This window comes from Siccibacter colletis (assembly GCF_025914095.1).
Lineage (GTDB): Bacteria > Pseudomonadota > Gammaproteobacteria > Enterobacterales > Enterobacteriaceae > Siccibacter > Siccibacter colletis.
This window is the reverse complement of the sequence record NZ_CP074352.1, coordinates 3,481,330-3,502,956: the sequence shown is the minus strand read 5'-3', so window position 1 is coordinate 3,502,956 and position 21,627 is coordinate 3,481,330. Positions and strand designations below refer to the sequence as shown.

Here is a 21,627-nt window from a genome sequence, read left to right as displayed (position 1 = left end):
TGAGAAAATGTTTAACGAACAAACCGTTACAGAAAATGGAATTATCGACCGTTTAAAAGGTTTAAGCGGAGTCAAGTGGACTTACTGCCACGGTGAAAACCTGCCTAAACAAGCGCAGGATATCTTCGTTGATGAGTGGCTAAAAGACGCGCTTTGTTCGTTAAACCCTGATATCGGTAGACAGTCTGACTATGCCGATGAGGTCATTTACAAACTGCGAGGAGTGGTTTTAGAAGCCCGCCATACCGGCTTGGTAAAGGCCAACGAAAACTTCCAGGAATGGTTGATGGCCGACAAAACCTTGCCTTTTGGCGAGAATGGAGACCATATCACCATCAATCTGATTGATTTTGACAATATAGAAAATAACCACTTTGTGGTGGCACAGCAGGTCCACTATATCGCGGCCACTGAAGTCTATTTTGATATTGTCCTTTATGTGAACGGTATACCACTGGTGGTGGGCGAAGTTAAAACCGCAACACGCCCTAGCGTAACCTGGCAAGACGGTGCCGCCGACTTTATGGGCGGCAAAAAGTACTACTGGAAAAATGTTGAATCTTTCTTTGTACCTAACTTGCTGTGTTTTGCCAGCGAAGGAAAAACCTTTGCTTATGGTGCCATTAATGCCCGAGTTAAAGACTGGGGGCCCTGGCATAATACTGAGCTTCGTGATGAGATTCTGCCGGGATTGGCATCGGTACTCAACAGCTGCGAGAGTTTGTTAAATCCACAGACCTTAATGCAATTACTGGAATCTTTTGCATTATTTTCAACCGTCAAAACGGGCAAAAATACTCCACCTAAACGCGTTAAAATCCTGCCGCGTTATCCGCAATTTGAAGCAGCAAAACAAATCGTTGAGCGTGTTCGTAGAGGCTATCCAAAGAAAGGTCTGATTTGGCATTTCCAGGGATCGGGCAAATCCTTGCTGATGCTTTACGCTGCTAAAATGCTGCGTGCCGACAATGCGTTAAAAAACCCAACGGTACTCATCGTAGTGGACCGGCGAGATCTGGACAGCCAAATTAACGAAACCTTTGGTGGAGCCGACGTTAAGAATCTGATTAAAGTGCAAAGCTGCAAAAAGTTGGGCGAATACATTGAGCAAGACAGCCGTGGCATTTTGATCACCACCATATTTAAATTTAAAGATATCGAAATTGACGATAGCAACCCCAATGGCCTGAACAACCGTGACAACATTATAGTGTTGGTTGACGAAGCTCACCGTACCCAGGAAGGTGGGTTAGGCGAGAAAATGCGCTGGGCGTTGCCCAATGCCCACTTCTATGGCCTGACTGGCACACCGATTTCTGGTATTGATCGTAATACATTCAAGTTGTTCGGTGCCGAAGAAGATCCGGGTCGCTATATGAGCCGCTATAGCTATAAGCAGTCGATCCGGGATGGCGCGACTAACCCGGTGAAGTTCGAACCTAGGTTGGCTGAACTCCGAGTGGATCGTGATGCTATCAACGAAGAATTCGAGCAACTGGCTACCGAAAACAACCTGGATGAAGAAGAAAAAGCAGCATTGTCCAGACGCGCCGGCAAGCTGGCCATCATGCTGAAATCTCCGAGACGCATGGCTGCGGTGAGTAATGACATTGTTGAGCATTTTACCAGCCATGTTATGCCGAAAAAGATGAAAGGCATGGTTGTGGTATACGATCGCGAAGCCTGTGTGCAGATGTATTATTTGCTCGGTGAAAAGCTCGGTTTTGATGCAGTTGAAGTGGTTATGAACGTTGACCAGGCTCCGGTTAAAGCTGAAGAGGGTGGTAAAAAAGATAAGCTCAACAAGGACTGGCTCAAATGGCATGACGAACTGGAGCTACCTGTTAAACAAGCTGATTTCGAACGCTGGCAGCACATTGATGCAGAAGAGCAGGCACAAAAGGATCTGATTGAATGCTTTAAAGATCCTGTGCATCCGTTACAGCTTATCATCGTTACCGCCAAGCTGCTTACGGGCTTTGATGCACCAATTTGCTACTGCATGTACCTTGATAAGCCTCTACGCGATCATACTCTTCTTCAGGCCATGTGCCGAACCAACCGGTTGTATGAAACCGATGATGCACGAAAAGACATGGGATTAATTATCGACTACCTCGGCGTTTTCGAAAATCTGCGTACCGCTCTGGCCTACAACCCTGATGAAATTGAAGGGGTTGTAAAGGGAATCGAGGCATTTAAAGAGCTATTGCCGTTACAACTGAATAAATGTCTGGCCTTCTTCCCTGGTGTGGATCGTTCCATAGAAGGTTTTGAAGGTATTATGGCTGCGCAAGAATGTTTGCCAACTAACGAGAAGCGTGATGAATTCGCTGCCAGCTTTGGAGTGTTATCTAAGTTATGGTCAGCTATCAATCCAGATCCTTTTTTAACCCCTTATCGTCAGGACTACAAATGGCTGGCGCAAATTTATGAATCGGTGCGTCCGGTGGGGCAGACAGGTGCGCTTGTTTGGGCTGCGCTTGGTCCTGAAACCATCAAAATGATCCATGAGCATACTGATATCAATCGTATTCGCGATGATATTGACGAGTTGATCATGGATGAGCACGCAATTTTTACCCTGACCGCTAAAGAACAGGAACAACGCGCCAAGCGCCTAGAGATTGATCTTATGGGGCGTTTGCGCGGCAGTCATGACCCTAAATTTGTGGCATTGGGCGAGCGTTTGGAAAAACTGCGTCAGGACTATGAAGCTGGTGTTATCAAGGCCATCGACTGGTTGAAAGGCCTGTTGGATGCTGCGAAAGATACCGTACAAGCCGAGCGCGAAACGGGCGAGCGCCCAGTAACTGAAGCTGATAATAAACAGGCGTTGACCAAGCTTTTCTTGGAAACACGCCCAGAAACTACCCCTAAGTTAATCGGTGATGTTGTAGAGCAAATTGATAAAATCGTCAAAGCCACACGCTTTGATGGCTGGCAAAACTCCAACAGTGGCCCGCGTGAAATCCAAAAGGCGCTTTTGTTGACCTTGGCCCAGTTTGGACTAGGGAAAGATAAAGAGTTATTCCGGAAAGCGTATGGGTATATAGAAGAGCATTACTGAAATTTTCTTAATAAATTTATTTTTTAATTTATATGGAAGAGCTATTGGTTGCTCTTCCACTCTTTTTCCTGTTTATAGAAAGAATAAAGATACTGTATCTCTATAATGATGTTGGTTTATGTTTTTTTATGGTTAATTTAATAGGATTTTTATTTTTGTTTTATATTACAATTTTCCTTTTATTAAAAAAGTCGAACTTTTTGAGGGGTAAAATGATTCTATTATTAATATAAAAGAATCATTTTACTCAATCATAAACCTGAGGATGGAGTTTTTGTTACCATCAGATTCAATATTGTGGTAACAAAGAAGATATTTTATCTGGTTGCATCCATTCTAATCCGGAAGAACTTAAGTAACCGACAAATGTTGGGTTCTTTTTATAGTGTGAACTATTATTAGTCCATCTAAGTGCCCCATAACCGGCCATCAAACGATGTCCTATCCACCTTTCATCAATTAATTTGAAACCGCTTGGCTTATTCAACAGAAGCAGACTCCCCATAAATGCAATCCAATCTGAAGATTTTATTAATCTATTACCATATGCATGGAAAGATCTTCCGCTATTGTAGACGAAAAATGACATTTGCCAGTGCTCTGATAATTCTCGTAAAGGATTTGCATCAATAACTCCTCTGTCAACTTTACCAAAATCAATTAATGGAAAATGATAAGAGCTACCGAAACTATTGACTAATGAATGAAATGCCAATTCTTCATTTCCATTCATATCTTCAATTATGTCATATAGTGTTTTTTCATTAAATTGTTTGAATGGTAGCGTTAAGCCTGAACGATCGTCTATAAAAGACTGCGGTGTATATCTATACTTACTTAATTGCAGCGAAATATCTTGTGGTAGCTCATTTTTTTTGATGCTTAAACCAATAAGATGTTTTACCAAACTAAATGGATGTTTTTGTATATGGGTATAAAACTGCTGGAATTTATCCATATTACTTCACCTTGATACCTTTGAGAAGTTGATACATTTCCATCGAGAACTGATCAGTCATACCTGAAACAAAGTCAACAATTAAATGCATTCTTAACGATAGTTCTTTTTCGCGAGAAATACTCTCAAATTTTTCAACAAACAAATCATCGCTATAATCATTGTGATTATACGGTATACCAACTATTGCGGTAGAGTATGATTTTAAATGTTTTCCTGGCAGTCGATTAAATAATCTTCTTTCAATGTGCAAATGATTATTGCGAATTTTTTATTATTCTTTAAAATTAAAGATAAAAATTTATCTTTTGGTAGTTTTATTAAAGATGTATACTCGTCAAGTATTCCTTTTATTATAGCAAAGCCGGACAATTCCATACACTCTGCTTCTGCTGATGTAAAAAGGTAGTTTGACGTATAGTCTTTTAAAATATCTAAAAGATCATATTCAAAACTTCCTTTTGATATTATCTCTTCTTCTCGTTCTTGCTTTATAAGTTGGTGGTAATCTTTAACAAAAATTTCTGCAACTCTTTTCACTAAAAAATTAGATAAAGAAGTTTTAAAGAAAAGAAAATTACTGACAGGTACAGGGTTATTATTTGTTAAGCATGATATTAATTCATCACATTCGATTTCGAAATCTTTGTGGTTTATTTTTAGTTGTTCAATTCGGCTGCATGTGAAGTCACTAAAGTGTTTTACAGTGATTATTCCTTTTTCAATACCATCCTCTATATCACTGATGCAATATGAGATATCGTCAGATGCCTCCATTAAAAAGCCAAGAGGATGACGAGAATTTTTCTTCATCTTCAAGGTGTTCCATGCACTTTCCATTACGTCTTTTTCAGTTGAGAAATAACCTATTTTTTTACTAAATGGTTTTTTTGAATCTAATTCATCTGGGCAAAAAGTATATTTTATAAATGCTGTAAGTTGGGTGTAGGTTAAATTAAGTCCGAAATATCCATCATCACCTTGTAATTTTGTTATTATTCTTAAACCCTGTGGGTTGCCATCAAAATGTATAAAATCAGAAAGTAAATTTTGACATATTTTTTTTGAAAAAGTTTCAGCAAGTGCAGTTTTCAATGCGTTTTCAACTGAGTCTGATTTACTCCACTCAACAATTGCTGCCTCCCCAAAATGACCAAAAGGTGGGTTTCCAATATCATGCATTAGACATGCAGTCTCAACTATATTTGATACAGACAAGCTATTCTTTTGCCAAAACTCTTTAATTTCATTATCTATATCAGAACTTTCAGCTATTTTCTCAATAATTGCTGCAACAATATAGCGACCAATGTGCGAAACCTCTATAGAGTGAGTCAGTCTAGATCGTACTGCTGAATTACTTTCTAAGGAAAAAACCTGTGCTTTTTGTTGCAATCTTCTGAACGCAGCAGAGTAGATCAATCTTGCACGATCACTTTGTGTAGATGCCAAGATGGTGTCATGCTTTGCACTAGATTTTCGGTGGCGAGAAGTTGAAATTAAGGTTTCCATTTTTGTCCTCTTAGCAAAAGAATATTTATTCTACGATAACCGTTTTCACTCATTTGTTAAAACGCCAACACGCCGCAGGTTTATCTAGCCGTACTGAAGGTTCATCCTCGAATCATATGCAGGATGCTGTACTCTTAGCTCGTTGATACCACTCGGCTGCTTTAACTGCATGTGGGGCTCACCACATGACAATTGCATTTTAACGCTCCCTGCCAGTAGCTGGGTATCAAACATTGCCTAATATTACTCATAATCAATATGTTAATCACGACTGGTTCAGATTCTACACTAGGCTTTAACGATATTGGTACAGTGCGTTCGTTTATTGTGAGGAAACGCTTAAAGGTAAGCGGTCATGCTATCTAGGATATCATTCTGACTTGCAAATGGCTGATGCCAATCGCCATCAACAGTTTCCATAATGCACTAAAATTTCCCAACACAAACAAATCCTTGCGATCGTACTCGCATCGTGGACAATGTTTAACCATGAGGATTTTATATCAACGAAATCAATAGTTTTATTTAAGTCACGGGATGGGGAATGGACAGCAATACTCAAGGATTCACTTCATACTGGCGTAATACCTTAGCTGATGCCGAGTCTGGAAAAGGGGCATTTGAGCGTAAAGATGAAGATTCATTCACACGATGGATGGAAGTCGATCGGGGAAGACTGGGTGAAGAGATCGTGCAATCGTTCTTCGAGGGCGAAGACGAGCAGGTTAAAACCGTCGAGGTGTTGTTACGGCCGCAGGTGTGGATCCGCCTGTTAAAGCATGGCAAGGAACGTACGGCAGGCGCACCAAGTATAGTTACGCCTCTGGTGACTTCTGCACTGTTGAACCGCGAAGGCTTTTTATTCCCTACATCGCCAGCCACCATTCCCCGTGACCTGCTCGAACCTCTCCCTAAGGGTACCTTTTCTATTGGTGAAATGCCGGAATATGACAAGTACAAAACCACGCATGATTCAATTACTTTTGGTCCCAGTAATGAGGATGAGCTGCTTGTTGAGACTGATGATCAACGAGTGGAACGATATGCTCGTTATCAGCAGTTGTGGCAAAAGTACCTTAAAGACACTGATGAACTTTTAAAAAATGTTGCTGGCAGATGGCTCGCATCACCTGAGCAATATGAACCAGCTGGATATGGCTACATTATTAAAGCCAACCAGCCTGGAGGGGCCAGCCTCCATATCCTGCCTATGTACGATCATCTGCTGTCGTGCAAAAAAGAGGTGCCATTGCTGGCGCGCTTTGCCTCGAAAGATAAGTTTCCTGTTGAGCCGCTCCTTGCCAGTAATGCCATGTTCAGTGAGCGTCTGGGGCATTCTGGTGATAAATTTCCGCTGGCTGTGGCGCAGCGCGATGCCCTTAGCCATTACCTCACTCAACAGCCGGGCGATATTCTTGCCGTGAACGGTCCCCCGGGAACCGGGAAAACTACTCTGGTTCTTTCAATCATTGCTACTGAGTGGGCGAGGGCAGCTTTAAACAAAACTGAACCGCCGGTGGTGATTGCGACATCAACCAACAATCAGGCCGTCACCAACATTATCGAGGCCTTCGGTAAAGATTTTGCTACCGGCACTGGGCCTATGGCCGGGCGTTGGTTACCTGAAGTAAAAAGCTTTGGCGCTTACTTCCCGTCTTCGGGACGGAGAGCCGAGGCGGTAAAAAAATACCAGACGGAAGACTTTTTTAACCGTGTTGAATCCCTTGAATATGTTGAAGATGCCCGGTGCTTCTTCCTTGAAAAGGCAAGGGCAGCTTTTCCTAGTAAGGAATGTCATTCACCTGAACAGGTTGTGGATCTCTTGCATCAGCGTTTGGTTGAAATCTCTGCAGAGCTTGAGCAAATCGAGCCTGCGTGGGATGACCTCAACGCAATTCGTCAGGAGCGGCATGCCATCAGTGACGATCTCGAACAGTATATTCAGGATAAGAGAACGTTACTGCTCAATAGCACAAATGAAATCTCGCTATTAACGCAAGGCAAAAAACAGTGGGAGCAATATCGAGCCGGTGAGTCGATCAGGTACACTCTCTTCTCCTGGCTTCCTGCCGTGCGTACTAAGCGTCACTATCAAATGAAGCTGTTTTTGGAGGCTACGTTTGGCGAAAGAATGACAGCATTCCAGGGATCTCAGCCTGATGGAATTGATGCCTTTATCGATGGATTGATTGAACAAGCTCATAAAGAGCAGGCTGGGTATCAACAGCAAATTGATCTTGCTGAGGACATTTCCCGACGTGAAAGCGAAGCAGCTATACGCTGGCACGATATTACTCACTCACTGGGAAATCCGGGCGAAACAGAGTTGAGTCTGCATGAAGCCGATGAGCTTGCAGATACACAGCTCCGTTTCCCGGCGTTTCTGCTGGCGACGCATTACTGGGAAGGCCGGTGGCTGATGGATATGGCTGCTATCGATAACCTTCAAAAAGAAAAAGGTCTTAAAGGGGCGAAGGCCATTAAAGCCCGCTGGCTGCGTAGAATGAAACTAACCCCTTGTGTCGTGATGACCTGCTTTATGCTTCCTCACCATATGCTCATCAGGGAGCATGTTGGCGGCAAGAAGTTTGATGATGGCTATTTATATAACTTTGCCGATTTGCTGATTGTCGATGAAGCGGGGCAGGTGTTGCCTGAGGTTGCGGCAGCTTCTTTTGCACTGGCGAAGAAAGCCCTGGTGATTGGTGACACAGAACAGATTGCGCCTATCTGGAATAGCTTGCCCGGTATTGATATCGGCAATATGGTTGAGGAGAACATTCTTCCGGGAGGTACGCAGGAAGAACTTACTGAAGCTTATGCCCTGGTGTGTGACTCTGGAAAAAGTGCTGCATCTGGTAGCGTTATGAAGGTTGCACAGTTTAATTCCCGCTACCAGTACGATCCGGATCTGGCGAGAGGGATGTACCTTTATGAACACCGTCGTTGCTTCGATAACATCATTGGCTACTGTAACACCCTCTGCTATCACGGTAAGTTGCAGCCCAAACGAGGGGAAGAAAAAGAGACAATATTTCCAGCAATGGGATATTTGCATATCGATGGTAAAGGTATGCAGGCCAATGGTGGAAGTCGCTATAACGACTTTGAAGCGAAGACGATAGCGACATGGCTTGCAGTGCACAAAGAGGAAATCGAGCGTCATTATGGCGAACCTCTACATAAAGTAGTGGGGGTTGTTACCCCATTTTCGGCACAAGTCAGTACGATTAAATCGTCATTACGTAAGCTGGATATCAATTGCAATGGTGACGAAAACTTGCTGACAGTAGGTACGGTTCACTCATTACAGGGAGCAGAACGGGCAATTGTGCTTTTTTCTCCCGTGTATTCGAAACATGAAGATGGCGGATTTATCGACAGCGACAGCAGCATGCTGAACGTTGCCGTTTCACGAGCTAAAGACAGCTTCCTGGTCTTTGGTGATATGGATCTGTTTGAGATCCAACCCGGATCGTCACCTCGGGGATTGCTGGCGAAATACCTGTTTGCTTCCACTGATAATGCATTGCAGTTTGAGTTTCAGGAGCGCCAGGATTTAAGTACCTCACAAACGCAGATTTCAACCCTACACGGGGTGGAGCAACATGATGCGTTTCTGAATCAGACTTTTGATGCCACTAATCAGAGCATTACTATCGTTTCCCCGTGGCTCACCTGGCAAAAACTGGAACAGACAGGTTTTCTGGCATCGATGTCTCAGGCGCGCACCCGTGGTATTGATATCACTGTAGTAACGGATAAAACGTTTAATACAGAGCATGCAGATTTTGAAAAGCGCAAAGAAAAACATCAGCGCCTAAATGAAGCATTGGAAAGGTTGAATGAAATGGGCGTCACGACAAAGCTGGTTAATCGTGTTCACAGTAAGATTGTGATTGGTGATGAGGGGCTTCTCTGCGTCGGTTCCTTTAACTGGTTTAGCGCTACGCGCGATGAGAGATATCAACGATACGATACGTCGATGGTATACCGTGGCGAAAGTTTAAAAAGCGAAATTAAAACGATATATTCTAGCCTGGAACAACGTCAGTTGTAATTCTCAAGTATCGTTTTCCTAGTTAACGTTCGAGACACCACCAGGTAGCATTGCTTTAGGGTGTTACCTAGTGGTTACATACGGCATTGTTTTGTAGTTGCAGGACCGCAATTTCCTTATACTTCAGATGGCTAAATGGTGACAGTAGTGCGTTATTTTATGCGCTCTATAAAATTTTACGCATTAGCTTGATAAAGAAAAATATGTCACTAATGCTGCTAATACCTTGTAATAAATTGATAAGGGATATATTCGTGTTGAAACTGGTTTTAACGTTGGAATTATCCCAAACCTTTTTTCGGTAAAGCCCCAAAAAGTGTCGAGCCTCCACCAGCGCATGCCGGTACAAAAGTACCTTTATTTTTTTGTTTTGTTCCGCTAGCCGAGTTGTACGAAAGCTATTTTGACCAGTTACTTGTTGTTTCTTTTAGCTGGGCATTGATTGCTATGGTGCTTATTCTCATTATTTATAAAAAAGTCAGGTGATTCACCTCTTTTTTAAAGAAAGTTTGATAAAGATGGTGAGATATTACTTCGTGTTGGGCCGGGGCAAATGGTTAATCTATTTTTGACAGGCTCCTTTTTGAAGGTGAAGAAGTGATTTTTGATTTCTGGCTAATCCGCAAGCTTAATTCTCTTGGTGTACATAAAATAATCAAGTGTGGGCCAGATAGACAGTGATTCAAAAAGCATTATGTTGACGTTATAGAGCCTATCGGTCAGGAACTCTGTCGCTGGGTCTGACCCTATATAAATTCATATCATCAGGTCAGGGGATAATCGCTGAAAGTTATTCCGAGGTCACACAATGGAATATCTGCTAACTTTCTGATTTTATTTTTTGATTATATTATGCCGAAATTCGGCTCAGCCCTTTGCACTCACCCCCTAAACACCTCCCGCCGATGCCACTCCACAAACGCCTCTCTCGGGTAGTTCTCTACTGCTTTCGGTAACTGAATTTCCTCCCCGGCAAAATCCCAGAACAGTTTCTGCACCATCCCGTTGCCGTTTACGCCTTCCGACACCACCACGCACATGTCGCAGTCCAGGCCAATCGCGCCGCGGTCGAAGGCGTTGTGGTGGATCGAGCACAGCGCCAGCCCGTTCGGTACCTCGCAGGGGCCGTTAAACTGTTTCCAGCGGATGTGCGCTGCTTCAAGTGCAATCGGGGCGTTGTCGTGGCGCATGTCGAAGCCGCAGATGGCGCAGCGGTAGTTGTAGGCGCGCAGCACGTTGAGGCGAAACGCCGGGTCGCGCTGTTTGAGGGATAACACGATGTCGAAGCCCAGCTCATCGGCGAGGGTTTGCTGGATGCCGACCGGGAAATGCTTTTCAAGGATCTGCGTTGCCAGCACGTCGATAACGGTGCTGTTCTCGTCGATCAACGCGAAATGTTCTGCGTCGAAGCCGCCAGCAACCCTGTACTCAAACAGTTCGCGTCTGGGTGGCTCTTTGCTGCCGGTGGTGGAGCAGCGCTCGGCGTTCTCCAGTTCCCAGAACCCGTCGCCGCGCAGGCGCCAGAACGGCATCGTCGGTTCATGCTGGCGGCGCGTCGGCCCATATCGTTCCAACAGGCTCAATAGCGCGTCGTGGATTTCGGTGCCGTAATCGAACAGTCTGCCGTGGCCCCGTTTATAGTGCGACAGCACGTAGAGCAGCAGCAAAGGCTTGTGCGGTGCGCGCTGGTCGCCCTTGCGCCAGATTTTCGGTTCAGACAGTTTTTTGCCAAAGGCGTCGAGCGTATCGGAGGTTGCCATGAAGTCAGCATTCATCAGCTAAATAAGTAAACTGCGATGATGCTCGCAAAGGCAGGCAGGATCAAGGCGTTAGCGTGCGGAGCGGGCAGGGACTGTGCGCTTCGTAGCACTGCTTCTGTCCAGGTTATTATTCACTGCCTCCGTCGTCCGTCTCATTCCGCGAAATATATATTTGCTTCTGGCACTGAACTTCCTTTATATAACGGCTGTGTCTGTCAGGAATATAGAATTGAAAAGAATTTTACCTTCAGGTAATTATTAATAATAAACTAGTGTAGCAAGTAAATTTACGAGGCAGGGATGTTAAAGGCGACGGTGTTATTTTCACAGGTGGTTGTCGGGATTTATCTGGCGGGGGACATAGCCAGGCAAAACCCTAAGTTCGACGCGTTTTTATCACTGGTCGAAGATGGCTATCACAATTTAAATAACAGGATCAAAGAAGCGCAGATACAGGAGGGTATGGGCCTGCTCAGAAAGCTGGCTGGAGTCTGCGCCTTTATCTTCTTTCTGCTGCTGATAACCGTACCGCGTCTGAGCTCAGACCCCGAGTGGTATAGCACAGTGTTTATTTACTGCTTTTTCGGTGCTATTGCGGTCTGGGGCGGGCTGTCGTGGTGTATGCAGCATACGAAAACGCTGGGCAACGCTGGCGGGGTGATTTGTCTGACTCTCGTCTCGCCGTTTGCGCTGGCGCTACTGGAAAAGCAAACGGGCATACCGGTTCTGGCGCAATTCCTGGGGCCGCTATTTTACCTGTTCGCAAAGCTGGGTTTTCCCATTGACCCGCTTCCAGGTACATGGGCGATGGCTTTTATTCTCTGCGGCTTTCTGATATTCGCGCTGGTTGTTCAGTATATTCTGACCTGGGCGATCGCAATTCCCATAATGGCGCTCTCTGTCCTTGCGGTGGTTGGTATCATTCAGTTTGCTAAGATAGTGAACGTTATCGCTCCAAAAAAAGCCTTTTCCGGGCTGATGATCGTCATCTTTATTTTATTAGGCGTAGTGCAATACGTGTGGCTATAAAAAATAACGGCGTGTTCTCCACGCCGTTACGCTAATTATTAATGCAGGCAGCAGTTCTTATATTTCTTCCCGCTGCCGCACGGGCACGGGTCGTTGCGGCCTGCTTTCGCTTCCACGGTGACGGGTTTCTGGCGCAGCGCGTCGGGTTCGTTTTCCAACAGTTCCTGCCAGTAACGCCAGAGCTGCAGCGCGGCCGGGCCGATGGCGGCCTGGCTCTCGGCGTACGCTTCCGGCGTCATCTGCTCCAGCTGCGCCACATTGTCTTCGCGGCCGTGCAGGGCGATGGCGTCCAGCTCCGGCTTCAGGCTTTCCGGCAGGGATGACCAGTCATCCAGCGCCACGCCGCGCATATAGCCGTAGCACCAGTCCTCGACCACCATGTACTCTTCGCCCTCTTCCTCGCGATAGCCGAACAGCGGCTCGAACTGCTCCGGCGCATCGTTCAGGCGGTCGGCGATGTCGTTCATGTGCTGGAAGGTGAGGTTCATGAAGCGCGTCATCTCGCGCTCGTTGGTCCAGCGCGGAATGTGCTTCTCGCCACCCCACAGCGCCATCAGCCATACGGCGGGTTCAATCTCGCGCGGGCCGGAAAGGATCGCCGTCAGCATGCCGTCCAGCTCAGAGACATCCAGCACGGATGCATCGTGGCCATATTTCGCGAGCAGCTCATCGAGCCATTCGAGTTCTTTTTCGTTCAGGGGTCCCTGGTTCATCTAGTCGCCTTCTTAGTTTGTTAACCCTTACCCGAGGTGTCAGGTAAACAACGCCATGTTGCAGGGCAGACTGTCATTATCGGTCCTCAGGCAGGGCGTGGCGACCTTTTCTTGTCGGTTCGTCAGGTTAAGCGCCGTAATAGTCGCCTCTGAGTATATGTTTTCAAGCGTTAGTCCCTTATGTCACCTGGTAGAATAGTCACCAGATATTGCGCCTGAGCGCATTCCAGGGCGACAGTCATAAAGGAATATAAAATGAAAAAATATGCGGGAGCGCTGTTACTGACGGCTATGCTGGCAGGCTGTAAGGAAGAGAGTAGTACAGCAACCGGGGAATATCTGATTGAGGATGTCAGCTTCGTCTGTGAGTTTGATAAAGATATTTACGATGACGCACAACTAGCACAGGAAAAGCGTTATCAGAGCAGTAAAAATAATATCCTTGTTGCGTTTGCCGAAGACAGCGTGTCGTGGGCGTCATTTGATGAGGTATATAGCCAGCCAATAAAAAATGGTTTAATCGTCATTGGCGATGTTACTTATCGTATTGGTGTGGCCAGTCAGGGCGAACAGATAACACTGACATCAGCTCAACCTGATGCGTGCGGCTGGTTTTCATGTGAAATTACCTTCCGGTTAAAACGTGCGGAAGAGGGATCTCCCGAACTGAAAGCAATCAAAAATGAGATCGCCAGTCATGAAAAAGCCCGGCATCAGCAGTTACTGATCGACCAGACGTATATAAAAAGCCAACTGGATGCTCCCTTTTATGGCGTAATGTTGTCTCTTGATGACGCTATCGCGCTTAAAGTTCCGCTTAAATTCTATAACGCAATAGCAAGCGCATATGTTGCAGAGTTTCCGGAGGATCTTGATTATCTGTTTACAAACGAGAAATTGCAGGCAGGGAGTGTGGGTTATCAAAACTTGAAGGATGAACCCGTTGAAGGTATGCAGGCTTATTTATATTCGACAACAGCAAGCTTCCAGGATATCGATCTTCAGTTATTATTAAAGCATCAGCGCACAGTAGTGTATCAGGATAATAATGGTGCGATATATTATGATCATAGTGGCAAGCTAAAGGCGGTCTCTGTATCTTATCACCCTGAGGCTCATAAATATTTCTTTGGGGTAATAATTGCGCCGGATATCGAAACCGTAACGAAAGGCTTTAATATTCTGCGCACCGCTAATCCAGCGTCACAGGTTGAGGGAAATACCTCGGCAAATGATTTAACCTTATCACAAGCTGAATCAGAGGAAAGATACAATACCAGCGTCAGAGACTATTTTGATACTAACGCTGTAAACACGGCCATTCTGGACCGCGTTACAGCCCTCATGGCTATCCCTCAAATATTTGTTTATCCGGTAGAGGGTTGTATGGAACCCGTTGAAATTGATGAGATGAAACCTTCGTTAGTAAAAAACGAGATTGGCATCGATATTTTCAATAAACCAGTTAAACAGTTAATTGCGGCAGACAAGCGTACTTCCGCTGGCACAGTGTTGCAGGATATTGTTTATAACACTGACCGCTTTAACAGGCTCACCTATCGCTATTATGTTGCTATCGGGCAGGGGCTTACGCTCAGGGTCAACGTGCCTTTAAATGGGGGAGCGCTACATGAAAAAGTAATGTTCTTGCATGCCTTGCGCACGCTGGATTTTACTGGCTTGCCGTCCCTGCCAGAAGGTGCTCATGAGAACATTCACCGTTATCACAGCGCGGAGTGTCTGGATGCCAGGCCATACGACCATTATTTTCATGTCGATGAAGGGATCATCGACCGGCAAGGTCATCTCACTAACATGGCCCCCTGATACCCTTAGACTACAGCTAACCTCTTCATATCCATGCCCCGTTAAGGGGCATTTCTATAGATGGCGGTATTGATGCTGAGAATAGAAAAATCACTATATTGGTAGTTGATGATTACTTATTTACGCTCTCGTGAAGTTGTGTCGTTATCCGTTAAGAAAACCAGTTAAATAACGCATAACGCGATCTCATCACGCTCAAATCTGATTATACAGAAACGATATTGCGGTTATGAAATACGCCGCCCTATGATGGCGCTCTCCACTCTGGCAGGCGCAACGCGGGATATTATTTCCCGTGAATGATGACGCCTGCGTAAAACCGGGGCGTTATCATGAGGCTATTGCGCGGCGAGTATGCTCTGCGGCATATCGACGATATTTATCTGGACGATCTGGCTTATATTCTGGACCCGAATGTCGCGGCCCGGGAGTTCTCCCGCTATATCAAGGATCAGCGCCAGCGGGAAGCCTGGCCCCATGCCTCCTTTAATATGCCGATGCTGCGCTGGCCCGGTATCAACGGTGGCTCATCCTGGGAATTTCTTAATTCCATCAGGAATGGCCGGCAGGTGCTGGTCAGAAACGCGTTCTCAGGGCAGGAGTTGCAGGGCGTGTTTGCGGGTAAGGATAAGCTCAAAGCGGACTTGCCGCTGGCGCTGCGCCATCGTCTCGGCACCGTCATTGCCAGCCAGCTTAAAAGACCGCTGATGTCGGTTCATCCCGTCGCGGATGCGCCCGTGGCTACTTATAACGATAACCTGTGCCGCCCGGCGGATAACCCGCTCGCTAACGGCGTATTCGTCTGGACGGAAGTGATGGGGGCAGGGCATGTCTTTGTCTCGGTTCATCAGAATAACGTAGCGCACGTATATACCTATGGGCGCTACGGGCAGACCGCCTGCATGGGCTTAACCGGAGACGGGGTGCTGAATTATCTGGTGGGGGAAAGCGCGCGCGATAATTACCGGGATGAGCTTTACCGTAAGCAGGCCAGAGTATTTTTAATCGCCGATGCGGATATCGTAAAAACCCGGTTTTTTTTCGAGACGGCATGGGCGGCAGGTAAAAAGGTAGGGCCGCTTCCCGAGGATAAAAAAGTTACCCAGGAAAGGGGGCGCATTATTGATGGGTATGACGTTACCGGCAGCAACTGCGCAACCCACTCCCAGCAGGGTATGAGCGCGGCGGGCTCAACGGTATTTACTACCGAGGTTATGCTGCGCGAGATTGATCCTGCGGGCCTGGCCGAACAGGATTTTACTATTCCCACCTCTGTTCAGCGCTGGCTGCTGCATAAAGCCCGGAGCGTTAAGTTTATGAACGTGGTTGACGTAACGGATGACTTTAAAAGGGCATATCCGAACATTGAAAGCCTGACGGTGAATAAATATAAACCTCGCGCTATCGTCGAAAAAGCGATGTCGGAAAGCCTCTCTGCCATCGGTGCGCCGGTGGGGTATTCAGGTAAAACCGTGGATGGCGTTCTCGGAGATATCTGTGACGCTGAATAGCTCATACCGCCGCTGGGGATGCGCTATTAGTATCAGTACCCTCTATTATGCTGCGCTGGTCATTGCGTGGCAGGAATACAGCGCAGCCGAAAACGAAATAAAGCGTTCGCTCAGCGCAGGCCTGGTGAATATTGAAGCGGGAACGGGAGCGCTTGATACGCTTTTTTATGTTCACGACAACGTATTTATGGTGAGTTTCTTTGGTTACATCACTGCGTTTTCACTGATTGCCGTTATCTATAAGCTGTTCCCGACGTCGAAACAAAAACGAGAATGCCTGGAAAGCCAGTGCGTTATTTTTGCGCGGCGTTTTCTTATAGTGCTTATCGCCACGGCATATTTACTCTGTGTTCTCTTTTTAGAGATGGGATTCGCTCTGACTGCCGATGTGGATAAAGGTGTGGCTTTTACGAGTGAGATCGATCGTGTGGTTATTATGAGAGCCTTCAATGGTATGGCAGAAATAATGGTTGTAATGATTCAGGTCGCCGCATATGGTTATCTTGTTTCCTTTCTCTTATTTGTGCTGCTGATAAAAAAGTTGCGCGCCGCGGATAGATAATCTGGAGGTACGTGTTGCAAAATAAATCCACTCTGCGCTGGCGCTACGCGCTTGGCATTTCAGCTGTATATTACGCAGCGCTTGCCGTTGCCTGGGCAGGATATACCCGTGCTCACCAGCATTACGTGGAGCATATCTCCACGCCACTAGGCGGTATCGAAAGTTGTGCGAGTGCCATTGACGAATTGGGGATCTGGTATACGTACTTCCTGATGCTGGGTATATTCGGCTACCCGCTGGCTTTAATACTGACGGGCATCGTCTATAAAGTGATTCGCTAGCCCTCCTGGCCTGAAGAAATAAGGAAGCGATATGCTTATGCGCATATTATTGAGTGGCATCATTATCCTGCTCTATTATCTCAGTATTGGCATTGCTGTGCTTTCTTCTGGCACTACGGATAAATACCTTAACTGGTGGTATGACATCGACGGCGCTATTACACCGTCCTGCCTGCGTGCAATCGAAGAGATCGCGTATGTAGACGGTGCGACTTTTCTCGTTATCAGCGTCGGTTATCTTATTTCTTTTTTTCTTTTCGTACTGGCGTTCAAATTTACCGCTTAGTGTGTTGATGAAAACGTTCGTTTGTATTCATTAAATCAATAATAAATAAGCGGTTGCGATAAATAAAAAGCGGCGTAGTATTTTGGCTCCAGTTCTCATTTCACAAGATCGTGAGCGATGGCAGAAATAACACTCCCCTGTACGTTATTTGAAACGCAGAGATGGATGGTAATGAGGTTGCGCCGTTGAAGCTTAAACTTAAGGTCGCAATAGTGTTTATGATTATTACGTTATCCACGCTACTCGTAAATCGGCTTGTTCTGCTAATGAAACCTGTGAATGTTGCTTACGTCAGGAGTCAGCATAGCACAAGCGATATCGTGGTGGATAATTTCCCGTTTACTGAATCCGGACGCCTGGCCTGGTGGAAGGAAAATAAAAGGATGCTGGAAGAGAAACTCGCCATTCCTGCCATAGACAAAACGGAAGAAGCATGGTCAATCACATTCTGGAATTATGGTGAAGGCTTCAAACAATATACGGATGACGGTGGTTATTTTTTGAATCCTTTTTATAAAGAGCTTTACTGCTTTGATGACATAGCAGATGCCAAAAAATGTATTGATAAAGATGTTGCTATGATAGTTTCACGAACGTCAACAGGAAAGATTTTATTTACATTAGAAACGGGATATTACTGCCTCAATAGTAAAGACGAAATCATCAAGGCTCAGGGGTATTCATGCCCCGCAGGTAGAAATTATCGATAGTGTATATAGGTCTGGCAAGTTTACTAGTCGCTGCACACCGTTAATTGTATGATTTTATATGGCTTGTATCTGTGCTGCGTTAACATAAAAGGAGTTATTATGCGTGGTTCATTTAAATTTGCCGCTATTTTTGTGTCATTATTGGTTGTGATTGTAGCGCTCTGTTTTTATTTCAGGAAAACAGCCATCATAGACATATTCACTCATCGGGATGCCAGCGATATTGTCGTGTCCGGTTTTCCGTTAACAGCGCAAGGTAAAATAAACTGGTGGTCCGGGCATCAACAAGAATTAAAAGCACGCTATAAAGTCCCTCATGCGGATCGAACTTATGGAACATGGACGATACGTTTCTGGGATATCGGAAGTGGCTATCAGGCTATACAAGCGCGTAACGATAATTTTTTCAGTTTCTCTGAGAATGAGCAATACTGCTTTTCAGAAATTAAATACGAAAAGCGCTGCGTGAATAAACCTGTCTTATTCGAAGTAAGTCGTTCAATGGACGGTATCGTCACGCTCACAGCCGGAGATAATTATTACCGCCAGCAGACTAATGGCGAAATTATCGCATCCAGCGCTCCGTAGTTTCTGAAGACTCAGGTATGGCTTGCAGGTCGTCAGCATAATCTCTCCGGGAATGGGGTCATGCATGCCCGCCGCCATCCAGTTAAGAAACACGGCGCGACGACGGGTCTGCCCCATCACATACCTGCTTCTATCCATCCCGGCAGCTGCGACAGCAGATAGAGCACCAGCCCGATGGTGCCGCCGACCAGCGTACCGTTGATGCGGATAAACTGCAGATCTTTGCCGATATTAAGCTCGATCTGCTGCGACATCTCTTTGGCATCCCAGCTTTTAACCGTATCGCTGATGTGGCGCGTCAGGAACGCCGCGAATTCCGGCGCGACGTTGCGTGCAGCCTGCTCCAGATGTTCATTAAACGACGCACGCAGCGCAGCGTCGGCCACCAGGGTTTCACCAAACCACTGGCCGGCTTCGGCGATGCGCAGCCGGATGCGGGAATCCTCCGACTGCATATCGGCCTTCAGCCAGCGGCGCAGGTCGCCCCACAGCTCGCTGAGATAGCGGTTGAACGCCTCGTCCTCTTTCAGGTACGACTTAATGTCATCGGCTTTCTGCGCCATCTCCGGGTCGGTTTTCAGGCGCTCGATAAACGTCAGCGTGGCGCTGTCAAACGCCTGACGCAGCTGGTGGCGCTGGTCGTGAGTAATATCTTCCAGCAGGGAATTCACCGCGTTCGACACCATCTCCGCGCTGTGTTCGCCCAGCCATTCGGTTGGCAGCACCATCGACTTGCGCGGATGTTCGGTATGCAGCCAGTGAACAATCTGACGGGCGATGAAATCCCGGGTGCTTTCGCGTTGCAGCAGGCCGGTCAGCTTCGCGATTAGCGCGTCCAGTAACGCCTGATGACGGTTGTTTTTGGTCATACTTTCCAGCATCAGCGCGCTGGTGCCGGTAAGGTCCACTTTGTCGATTGCCTTATGGACGGCGCGTTTGAGCAGCAGCTGAATGCGGCTGTCGTCGGTGAGGTCGAGAAAGCCGCCGATGACCTGCAGCAGGTGCTGCCCCACGCGCTGAGCGTTCTCCGGTTTGCTGAACCAGACGCCGATCATCTGCGCCGGCTCGTGGCGACGAATCAGCGCAATCAGCGACGGGGTATCGAGAAACTTCTCCTGCACGAAGCGCCCGAGGTTATCGCCGATGCGATCTTTGTTGCGCGGAATAATCGCAGTATGACGGGCGATAAGCGGGAGCGGCACCCGGCGAAACAGCGCCACGACCGCAAACCAGTCGGCCAGCGCCCCGACCATCGCCGCTTCGGCAATCGCCTTTACGCCGCCCACCCAGACGTTCGGCGGCAGAAACAGGGTGGTGACAAAGGTCGCCGCGGCCAACAGCAGGAGCGACAGCGCGATACGCTTCGCGCGTTTGAGTTCGTTTATTTTTTCCATGAGGTAAGGATATAACCCATACCGGGAAGGCGGTAGGGTAAAAGTCCTGCTGTGAAAAATACGCTGGCGAAAAACCCCTGACAGCGAGGCTTTTCGCCGCGTAAGACGCTAATCAATTTTTATAAAAGGGCAGGCGGTCTGTACCAGCTGGATCTGTTCATTTGAGATATCGAAGCGTCGGAACCCGGAGAATTGCGTCTGGGAAATGGGGTTACCGGTGTCGATTTCATAGCCGAATTTGACGCCCTGCTTATACAGCGTTTTCTTGTCGGGATTAATGATGTAGACACAAAACCAGGTGTGCAGGATGCCTCTGTTCGCATGACTGAGTTCAGTCGGAATATCATTGATCGTGCCGTGCTCTGAACCCGGAAAATAAAGCGATGAGAGCGATCCTGGTGCGGCGTGATTATCGATATTCCATCTGCCGGGATAATTAGTACCCACCTGCGTGGCGGGGTAGATTAACTGGCACATCGGCAATCCCAAATCATTGCTCAGACGATAAGTCATCCCAAACTGAATATCGTGCGACTCGTTATCGTGGCGGGTGCGTAGCGAATACTCGATGGTAAAGCGGTCAACGGTTACGGTTGGCATAAGCGATCCTCTTGTTAAATAACCTCAGCATGAATGACGAAGCCCGAATACGGCCGGGCTGCGTCAGTCAATGAAGAATAAGGTTCAGGTGCCCGTTAACCAGGGGGATCGCTTCCCCTGAATGAACGCAGGGTGATGCTTCACCCTGCGCAAAAGCGCATTACCTCTCCGTCATCAGCCCAGGTCTTTTCACCTGAAGATGCCGCCTTTTCGCATTCCTTGCGCTTTACGCCCCTCGTTTCTTGATACTTACCCTGATAAGTATTAGTTTAGCCGCCCTGATCAAGGGGGACGTATGACCGAAGACGAATTGTTTGCCCGCCGCCCGCTGGGGATGCGCATGGCGATGGTAGTGCGGCAGTGGCGCGCGGTGATTGACCACGCCATTACCGATACCGGCCTGACGCAGTCGAGCTGGACGGTGCTGATGCAGCTTCATCAGCTGGGAGACAACGTGTCGGTCAGCGAGCTGGCGGAGGTGCAGGGTATTGAGCTGCCGCCGCTGATGCGCACCCTGAACTGCCTTGAAGCGCGCGGCTATCTGGTGCGCAGCGTGTCGCCCTATGACAAGCGCATTCGCCTGCTGGCGCTCACGACGGACGGACAAGCCGTGCTTGAGACGCTGAATCAGGTGATCCAGACCTGGCAGCAGCGCCTGACAGAAAACATTCCTGCCGAACAACTGGACGTGTTCAGCGCCACCCTGAACCAACTCGCCTGCAATTTGCGGAGCTTCCGCGCAGAAGATAATAAGACTGAATAAAAA

The 21,627-nt window shown here is 47.0% G+C and carries 18 protein-coding genes; 11 read left to right on the top strand and 7 right to left on the bottom strand.

What is annotated here, in order from left to right; all coding sequences use genetic code 11:
• Positions 1-7: 7 nt before the first annotated feature.
• Positions 8-3,070 carry a type I restriction endonuclease subunit R gene (locus KFZ77_RS16800; RefSeq protein WP_264384849.1) on the top strand — a complete coding sequence of 1,021 codons (3,063 nt, stop codon included), beginning with the start codon at positions 8-10 and terminating at the stop codon, positions 3,068-3,070.
• A 289-nt stretch (positions 3,071-3,359) separates the two neighbouring features.
• Here KFZ77_RS16800 and KFZ77_RS16795 read toward each other — a convergent pair whose 3' ends face one another.
• The 3 genes from KFZ77_RS16795 to dgt all read right to left on the bottom strand — a co-directional run bounded on the left by KFZ77_RS16795 (position 3,360) and on the right by dgt (position 5,540).
• Complete coding sequence (locus KFZ77_RS16795) at positions 3,360-4,028, bottom strand: primase 1D-like protein (RefSeq protein WP_050489808.1); 669 nt, start codon at positions 4,026-4,028, stop codon at positions 3,360-3,362.
• A 1-nt stretch (position 4,029) separates the two neighbouring features.
• On the bottom strand, positions 4,030-4,119 hold the full coding sequence (locus tag KFZ77_RS16790) for a hypothetical protein (protein ID WP_264386210.1): 90 nt from the start codon (positions 4,117-4,119) through the stop codon (positions 4,030-4,032).
• A 113-nt stretch (positions 4,120-4,232) separates the two neighbouring features.
• Positions 4,233-5,540, bottom strand: coding sequence for a dGTP triphosphohydrolase (gene dgt / locus KFZ77_RS16785; RefSeq protein ID WP_264384848.1), 1,308 nt, complete (start codon positions 5,538-5,540; stop codon positions 4,233-4,235).
• 544 nt (positions 5,541-6,084) lie between these two features.
• On the opposite strand from dgt, the gene KFZ77_RS16780 reads away from it, so the two are divergent.
• A complete protein-coding gene (locus KFZ77_RS16780; protein ID WP_264384847.1) occupies positions 6,085-9,600 on the top strand; it encodes an AAA domain-containing protein in 3,516 nt (1,171 codons plus the stop codon).
• Between the two features lie 881 nt (positions 9,601-10,481).
• Here KFZ77_RS16780 and KFZ77_RS16775 read toward each other — a convergent pair.
• The gene (locus tag KFZ77_RS16775; RefSeq protein ID WP_264384846.1) at positions 10,482-11,360 is read right to left on the bottom strand and encodes a phosphorothioated DNA-binding restriction endonuclease; all 879 of its coding nucleotides are present in this window, start codon (positions 11,358-11,360) and stop codon (positions 10,482-10,484) included.
• 300 nt (positions 11,361-11,660) lie between these two features.
• Between KFZ77_RS16775 and KFZ77_RS16770 the strand changes: the two genes are divergently transcribed.
• The gene (locus KFZ77_RS16770) at positions 11,661-12,389 is read left to right on the top strand and encodes a hypothetical protein (RefSeq protein ID WP_264384845.1); all 729 of its coding nucleotides are present in this window, start codon (positions 11,661-11,663) and stop codon (positions 12,387-12,389) included.
• 38 nt (positions 12,390-12,427) lie between these two features.
• On the opposite strand, the gene KFZ77_RS16765 is transcribed toward KFZ77_RS16770, so the two are convergent.
• Entirely contained in the window at positions 12,428-13,102 is a 675-nt protein-coding gene (locus tag KFZ77_RS16765; protein WP_264384844.1) for a YecA/YgfB family protein, read from the bottom strand.
• Between the two features lie 255 nt (positions 13,103-13,357).
• Between KFZ77_RS16765 and KFZ77_RS16760 the strand changes: the two genes are divergently transcribed.
• The 7 genes from KFZ77_RS16760 to KFZ77_RS16730 all read left to right on the top strand — a co-directional run bounded on the left by KFZ77_RS16760 (position 13,358) and on the right by KFZ77_RS16730 (position 18,867).
• The gene (locus KFZ77_RS16760) at positions 13,358-14,929 is read left to right on the top strand and encodes a hypothetical protein (RefSeq protein ID WP_264384843.1); all 1,572 of its coding nucleotides are present in this window, start codon (positions 13,358-13,360) and stop codon (positions 14,927-14,929) included.
• Between the two features lie 332 nt (positions 14,930-15,261).
• Positions 15,262-16,440 carry a PAAR domain-containing protein gene (locus KFZ77_RS16755; protein WP_264384842.1) on the top strand — a complete coding sequence of 393 codons (1,179 nt, stop codon included), beginning with the start codon at positions 15,262-15,264 and terminating at the stop codon, positions 16,438-16,440.
• Positions 16,427-17,002 carry a hypothetical protein gene (locus KFZ77_RS16750; protein ID WP_264384841.1) on the top strand — a complete coding sequence of 192 codons (576 nt, stop codon included), beginning with the start codon at positions 16,427-16,429 and terminating at the stop codon, positions 17,000-17,002. The genes KFZ77_RS16755 and KFZ77_RS16750 overlap by 14 nt, the downstream gene beginning before the upstream one ends.
• A gap of 11 nt (positions 17,003-17,013) precedes the next feature.
• The gene (locus KFZ77_RS16745; RefSeq protein WP_264384840.1) at positions 17,014-17,283 is read left to right on the top strand and encodes a hypothetical protein; all 270 of its coding nucleotides are present in this window, start codon (positions 17,014-17,016) and stop codon (positions 17,281-17,283) included.
• Positions 17,284-17,314: 31 nt separating this feature from the next.
• Complete coding sequence (locus KFZ77_RS16740; RefSeq protein ID WP_264384839.1) at positions 17,315-17,569, top strand: hypothetical protein; 255 nt, start codon at positions 17,315-17,317, stop codon at positions 17,567-17,569.
• Positions 17,570-17,781: 212 nt separating this feature from the next.
• A complete protein-coding gene (locus KFZ77_RS16735) occupies positions 17,782-18,279 on the top strand; it encodes a DUF943 family protein (RefSeq protein ID WP_406678787.1) in 498 nt (165 codons plus the stop codon).
• Between the two features lie 99 nt (positions 18,280-18,378).
• Positions 18,379-18,867 carry a DUF943 family protein gene (locus tag KFZ77_RS16730; protein ID WP_264384838.1) on the top strand — a complete coding sequence of 163 codons (489 nt, stop codon included), beginning with the start codon at positions 18,379-18,381 and terminating at the stop codon, positions 18,865-18,867.
• 116 nt (positions 18,868-18,983) lie between these two features.
• On the opposite strand, the gene KFZ77_RS16725 is transcribed toward KFZ77_RS16730, so the two are convergent.
• Both KFZ77_RS16725 and KFZ77_RS16720 read right to left on the bottom strand, forming a co-directional pair.
• Positions 18,984-20,261: a DUF445 domain-containing protein gene (locus KFZ77_RS16725; protein ID WP_264384837.1), complete on the bottom strand. Its 1,278-nt coding sequence runs from the start codon at positions 20,259-20,261 to the stop codon at positions 18,984-18,986.
• A gap of 108 nt (positions 20,262-20,369) precedes the next feature.
• Positions 20,370-20,861, bottom strand: coding sequence for a hypothetical protein (locus KFZ77_RS16720; RefSeq protein WP_264384836.1), 492 nt, complete (start codon positions 20,859-20,861; stop codon positions 20,370-20,372).
• A gap of 295 nt (positions 20,862-21,156) precedes the next feature.
• Between KFZ77_RS16720 and KFZ77_RS16715 the strand changes: the two genes are divergently transcribed.
• Positions 21,157-21,624, top strand: coding sequence for a MarR family winged helix-turn-helix transcriptional regulator (locus KFZ77_RS16715; RefSeq protein ID WP_264384835.1), 468 nt, complete (start codon positions 21,157-21,159; stop codon positions 21,622-21,624).
• The last annotated feature ends 3 nt before the right edge of the window (positions 21,625-21,627 follow it).

Bases quoted from the DNA above. Each gene is read 5' to 3' on its own strand.
- KFZ77_RS16740 (WP_264384839.1), top strand. From the start codon at position 17,315: ATGCTTATGCGCATATTATTGAGTGGCATCATTATCCTGCTCTATTAT.
- KFZ77_RS16765 (WP_264384844.1), bottom strand. From the start codon at position 13,102: ATGAACCAGGGACCCCTGAACGAAAAAGAACTCGAATGGCTCGATGAG.
- KFZ77_RS16775 (WP_264384846.1), bottom strand. From the start codon at position 11,360: ATGGCAACCTCCGATACGCTCGACGCCTTTGGCAAAAAACTGTCTGAA.
- KFZ77_RS16800 (WP_264384849.1), top strand. From the start codon at position 8: ATGTTTAACGAACAAACCGTTACAGAAAATGGAATTATCGACCGTTTA.
- dgt (WP_264384848.1), bottom strand. From the start codon at position 5,540: ATGGAAACCTTAATTTCAACTTCTCGCCACCGAAAATCTAGTGCAAAG.
- KFZ77_RS16790 (WP_264386210.1), bottom strand. From the start codon at position 4,119: ATGCATTTAATTGTTGACTTTGTTTCAGGTATGACTGATCAGTTCTCG.
- KFZ77_RS16725 (WP_264384837.1), bottom strand. From the start codon at position 20,261: ATGGAAAAAATAAACGAACTCAAACGCGCGAAGCGTATCGCGCTGTCG.
- KFZ77_RS16795 (WP_050489808.1), bottom strand. From the start codon at position 4,028: ATGGATAAATTCCAGCAGTTTTATACCCATATACAAAAACATCCATTT.
- KFZ77_RS16730 (WP_264384838.1), top strand. From the start codon at position 18,379: ATGCGTGGTTCATTTAAATTTGCCGCTATTTTTGTGTCATTATTGGTT.
- KFZ77_RS16780 (WP_264384847.1), top strand. From the start codon at position 6,085: ATGGACAGCAATACTCAAGGATTCACTTCATACTGGCGTAATACCTTA.
- KFZ77_RS16720 (WP_264384836.1), bottom strand. From the start codon at position 20,861: ATGCCAACCGTAACCGTTGACCGCTTTACCATCGAGTATTCGCTACGC.
- KFZ77_RS16755 (WP_264384842.1), top strand. From the start codon at position 15,262: ATGAGGCTATTGCGCGGCGAGTATGCTCTGCGGCATATCGACGATATT.
- KFZ77_RS16760 (WP_264384843.1), top strand. From the start codon at position 13,358: ATGAAAAAATATGCGGGAGCGCTGTTACTGACGGCTATGCTGGCAGGC.
- KFZ77_RS16770 (WP_264384845.1), top strand. From the start codon at position 11,661: ATGTTAAAGGCGACGGTGTTATTTTCACAGGTGGTTGTCGGGATTTAT.
- KFZ77_RS16715 (WP_264384835.1), top strand. From the start codon at position 21,157: ATGACCGAAGACGAATTGTTTGCCCGCCGCCCGCTGGGGATGCGCATG.